The following is a 4,830-nucleotide window of genomic DNA, read 5'->3' on the forward strand; positions in this document are numbered from 1 at the left end:
CATCGACGGGATTCGCTACACCGGCAGCGCCACGGGCCTCCTGGGGCTCTCGCTCGTCTTCGGGGTGGTGAACACCTTCATCCGGCCAGTGCTCACGTTCTTCTCGCTGCCGGTGCTCATCGTCACGCTGGGACTGTTCACCCTCGTGCTCAATGCGGCCATGCTGCTCGTCACGAGCAGCGTAGCCACACGGCTCGACATTCCCTTTCAGGTAGACGGCTTCCGCGCCGCGATGCTTGGGGCCCTACTGGTGAGCGTGACCAGTACGATCCTCGGCTGGATCTTCATCCCCGCCGATCGCGACGACGACTGACGACAACTGACGATGACTCACGACAGCTGACGTCGACGTTCGCCGACCTCGGCGTCGTCAGCCGTCACCCAGTAGCGTATCGATGGCCGCGATGACCTTGTCGCGGATCGCGGCCGGTGAGATCACCACCGCATCGGGGCCGTATTGCATCACGTGACGCACGGCCCACGCTTCGTCAGCCAGCGGGTACGATACCTCGATGGTACCATCGGGCGCCGGTGTCTGTTGCGTGCGCTCGGCGATCCAGCGCGCCACCTGTGGTGAATAGCGCACGACCAGCGTGTCGTCCTTGCCTTCGTCGCGCTTGAACACGCCACCGCCTTGCAGCACCTGCGCCACGGAAAAGTCGCCGGGCAGCTCGTAGCCATCCGCCGTGACCTGCGCTCCCGTCACGCGATCGAGACGGAAGACACGCATCGCCTCCGCGCGTTCGCAGTGGCCCACCAGATACACGTGGGCGTCGGCGCGCACCAGCGCATAGGGACGAACACGTCGCGCACCGGCCTGCGCATCGTCCGGTCGCTGATAGTGCATCATCACCACCACCCGCTGCTCGAACGCCGTCTGTAGCGTGCCCAGCACCGCGAGTTCCGGCTCGCGCGCGCTCTCCGCCTGCACCGTGTCTTCCCGTTTCGCACCGTCGGACACACTGGCGGCGCGCCGCACCGTGAGGGCCTTGAGCGCCTGACGCGTGCGAGTCACGACGGCCCGTTCGTCCACCGGAAGTTCACGCTGCAGCATGCCGAGCCCGAGGTCGAGGGCAAGCATCTCAGGACGATTGAGCTTCTGCGGTCGCTTGAAGTGCGACGACTGCATCGACGCCTGGCCGGCCGTGTCGATATACACCTGCACGGTATCCACCCACCCGGCAGGCACGTCGTAGCGCTCGAGCGACGCGAAGTCCTTCGTGAGTTCCTTCGTCGTGGTGCCGATGCGCTCAGCGATGTCCTTGAGCGACAACCCCGGTTCGTCGGCCATGAGCGGAAAGGCCATGAGCAGACGCTGCAGGCGTTCGTCGGCGCGGATCACGCGGCCTCCGGGCTCGCGACCATCTGCGCGGCGCGCGTGGCCTGCAGGAGCGCCCGCCACTCGGTCACGATCTCATGTGGCGCGATGGGATGTGCCTCACCGCCGAACGACAGCAGCCAGCGCAGGAACGTGTCCCGGCGGCGTACGCGAAACGTGCGTATGGTGTGACTCGTGGCGAGCGCATCGATGCGTGCAGCAAGACTTGGCTCGATGCTCACCGGCAGATCATCGCCCAGTTGGCGCCCCTGCGTCACCAGGCCGATGTCACCGCGGAACGCCACGAACACCGTTTCGTGATCGCCGTTGCCCAGCTCCCACGCGCGACGCGACGAAGCATACGCGGACAGGTCGAAGCCCTCGGGGATGTCGAAATCCGCATGCTGCGGCTTCGGCGCCATCTTCGCGTCACGTATGCGACTCACCCGGAATTGGCGTATACCGTTGGCGTTCACGTCGCGCGCCACCAGATACCAGTGCCCGGTGAGAAACACGAGCCCATACGGTTCCACGGTGCGCTCCGCCGTTTCGTTGCGCTCCATGCTGTGGTACGTGAACGTGAGCCGCTTGCGCAACGCCACCGATTCGCTGAGTACGTCGAACACCGCGCCGTCGACCCGCAGCACCTGCGCGGCCGGCAACTCGGCCGCGAAGTCTTCGAGATCGAACTGCAGCTTCCGCAGCGCACGGGACGCATCATCCGCAAGCTCGGGATGCCCGAGACTCGCCGCCCGCGCGGCCGCGCGGCGGAGCGTGTGACATTCGTCGGGCGTGAGCACCAGCGACGCCCGGCTGCCTGCACCCACCGCGCCGGCGCGCCGTGGCTGCTGCAGCAGCTCAGTTTCGGATGGCAGCGCCGTTTCCATCACCGAGAGCAGCGGCAGATAGAAATCGTTCCCGCGGAGCTGATAGCGCCCGGTCCCCTCACTATCCACGACCGTGTCGATCACCACCCCGAGCTCGCGTAGCTCCCCCTTGTCACGTTCGAACATGCGCAGGAGGCTGTCCTCCTTCACCGATTCGTCGGCGTACCCCGGGACATCCCGTCGCAATTCGGACAGCGGGACCGGAAAGCGGCGCGACAGCAACGCCGCCAGCAGGTCGAGCCAACGGTGCAATTTGTCTGAGGCGGACATACGGAAAGTGGGCCGGAAACCGGTGAGGCCACGAAGACCAATGCGAACGAACTACGCAAACAGTGGAATGAGCGTCTGACAAAAGAGGGCGCCCACCACACTCATGGCGAATCCCCAAAGCAGCAGATTGCGGAACAGGCGCCGGGTATCGTGACCGGCGGGCACCGCCGCGATACACAGTCCACCGATGGTGGAGAGCGGCGACACATCCACCAGTGCGGCCCCCACGTTGATACTCAGGGCGATCTCCAGCGGGTTGCCGCCGCCGAGCTTTTCCACGAGCCCCGGAATGGCGGGAATGAACGCCGGATACACCACGCCCGACGTGGAGCTGTACGTGGAGATGAGTCCGGTCACGCCGGCGATGACCCCGTTCACCGAGCCCGGCGTGGCCAACCGCGACAGGAGCGTCGTGAATAGATCCATGCCGCCGGTCTTCTCGAGCACCCCGATCAGCACGCTCACCCCGCACACCATCGTGATCACGGGCCACGGCACCTGCTTGAGCATCGCGCTGTCATCACCCGCGCCGAACAGCACCAGCACCCCCGCCGCCGCGAAGGCCGTGAGCCCCGGCGGCAGTTTGAACATCAGCACACCCGCCACCCACACCGCACCCACGGCAAAGGTCACCGCGTGCCGCCGGCGGAACGGTACCGGAGTCATGGCCTCCTGCTCGAGCAGCGGCGCCTTGCGCAGCGCCACGCCGCCGAAGAGTGCCCACGCCACGAGTGCCACCAGTGCGTGTGCGGTGAAGTTGGCGAAAAACACCGCCGACCCGTGACCGCCCAGCCCGATCTTGTCCATCAGCGACAACACCAGCACGCCGATGGCGCTGATCGGTGACAGGTTCCCCGCGTTCGCGCCGTTGCCGATCATGAGCGCGGTAAGAAACATCGGCACGCGCGCCCGATGCGCGAGCCCCATGGCAATCGGCGCGAGCAGCGCGGTGGTGGCAATGGAACCGGGACCCAACGAGCTGGTCACCCCAGCGAGCAGAAACAGCAGCAGCGGCAACCATGCCACATGCCCGTGCAGTGCGCGCAGCCCCGCGTGCGTGAGCGCCTCCATACTGCCGTTGGCCTGTGCCACACCAAACAGCAGCGTCACACCGAGCAGGGTGAGAAAGAGCGATGACGGAAACGCCGCCATCACCTGATCCACCTTCCACCCGGCGGCGAACACCCCGACACCCCACGCGAGCGCCACCGCGAGCACGCCCACGTTGAGTCGCGACGTGAGACTCACCGCCACGACCAGCAACAGCGCCAGCAACGACAGGGCGGCGGCGCTCATGCGACGCGCCTCGGGGCGGCGGTCATCATCACGCCGCCGTCCAAGGTGGCAACAGATGCCGCTGCACCTTGCCCAGCGCCGTGCGCGGCAGCGCGGGCACACGCACAAACCCGCGTGGCACCTTGAACGACGCCAACTGCTGGCGAACCGTGGCCGCGATCGCGTCGAGATCCACCGCGTCGCCGCACACGACATACGCCACCGGCACCTCGCCGCGCACCGGATCCTTCACACCCACCACCGCGGCCTCCGTCACTCCCGGCAGCTCCGCGAGCAGCTCCTCGATTTCACGCGGATAGATGTTGAACCCGCCGGAAATGATCAGATCACTGCGACGCCCCTCGAGCGTGATGTAGCCGTCGGCGCTGCGCACGCCCACATCACCCGTGCGGAACCATCCCTGCACGAACGCCGTCGCCTCGGCATCGGGGCGATTCCAGTATCCGCGGCACACGTTGGGGCCGCGCACCAGCAGTTCCCCACTCGTCCCGTCGGGGAGATCCTCGAGCTGGTCGTTCACGATGCGCACCGCCGTCATCGGGAGCGGCATGCCGATCGTGCCGGGACGACGCTCCCCGTAAAACGGATTGCTCACGTTCATGAGCGTCTCCGTCATCCCGTAGCGCTCGAGAATCACATGACCGTACCGCTCGGCGAACGCCGTCATCACCGGCGCCGGCAGCGGGGCTGAGCCCGACACGAACAAGCGCATCGTGGTGCCGATGTCGCGCGCCACCCCTTCGGGCACATCGAGCAGCCGCACGTACATCGTGGGCACCCCGAAGAACATGGTGGGGCGATACGTGGTGAACCACGCCGCCGCCTTCTCGTGTTCGAAGCGTTCGAGCAGCTTCATGTGACAGCCGCTCAGCAGCCACACGTGCAGCCCGTTGCCGAGTCCGTGCACGTGGAAGAGCGGTAACACGGCGAGGTAGCGGTCGTCGGCCGTGATCTCCCACGCCTGCACCAGCGCCAAGCCGTTCGCCGCGAAGTTGCCGTGCGTGAGAATCGCGCCCTTCGAGGCGCCGGTGGTGCCCGACGTGTACACGAGCGCCGCCG

5 protein-coding genes are annotated in these 4,830 nt (G+C 66.6%); 1 reads left to right on the plus strand and 4 read right to left on the minus strand.

Annotated features, from left to right (window positions below; all coding sequences use genetic code 11):
- Positions 1 to 313: phage holin family protein (locus ACIQ6O_RS12990; protein WP_396208215.1), on the plus strand; the 313-nt coding region annotated here is incomplete at its 5' end.
- 57 nt (positions 314 to 370) lie between these two features.
- Here the strand turns inward: ACIQ6O_RS12990 and ACIQ6O_RS12995 are convergent.
- The 4 genes from ACIQ6O_RS12995 to ACIQ6O_RS13010 all read right to left on the minus strand — a co-directional run.
- Positions 371 to 1,342: a helix-turn-helix transcriptional regulator gene (locus ACIQ6O_RS12995; protein WP_396208216.1), complete on the minus strand. Its 972-nt coding sequence runs from the start codon at positions 1,340 to 1,342 to the stop codon at positions 371 to 373.
- On the minus strand, positions 1,339 to 2,475 hold the full coding sequence (locus ACIQ6O_RS13000; protein ID WP_396208218.1) for a helix-turn-helix transcriptional regulator: 1,137 nt from the start codon (positions 2,473 to 2,475) through the stop codon (positions 1,339 to 1,341). The genes ACIQ6O_RS12995 and ACIQ6O_RS13000 overlap by 4 nt, the downstream gene beginning before the upstream one ends.
- A gap of 51 nt (positions 2,476 to 2,526) precedes the next feature.
- Positions 2,527 to 3,771, minus strand: coding sequence for an SLC13 family permease (locus ACIQ6O_RS13005; RefSeq protein WP_396208219.1), 1,245 nt, complete (start codon positions 3,769 to 3,771; stop codon positions 2,527 to 2,529).
- A gap of 28 nt (positions 3,772 to 3,799) precedes the next feature.
- A partial coding sequence (locus ACIQ6O_RS13010; protein ID WP_396208220.1) for a class I adenylate-forming enzyme family protein occupies positions 3,800 to 4,830 on the minus strand: 1,031 nt, incomplete at its 5' end.

The sequence above is a fragment of the Gemmatimonas sp. genome (assembly GCF_044345575.1).
In the GTDB taxonomy this organism is placed as follows: domain Bacteria; phylum Gemmatimonadota; class Gemmatimonadetes; order Gemmatimonadales; family Gemmatimonadaceae; genus Gemmatimonas.

Coding starts and splice junctions, on each gene's coding strand:
- ACIQ6O_RS13000 (WP_396208218.1), bottom strand. CDS start 2,475: ATGTCCGCCTCAGACAAATTGCACCGTTGGCTCGACCTGCTGGCGGCG.
- ACIQ6O_RS13005 (WP_396208219.1), bottom strand. CDS start 3,771: ATGAGCGCCGCCGCCCTGTCGTTGCTGGCGCTGTTGCTGGTCGTGGCG.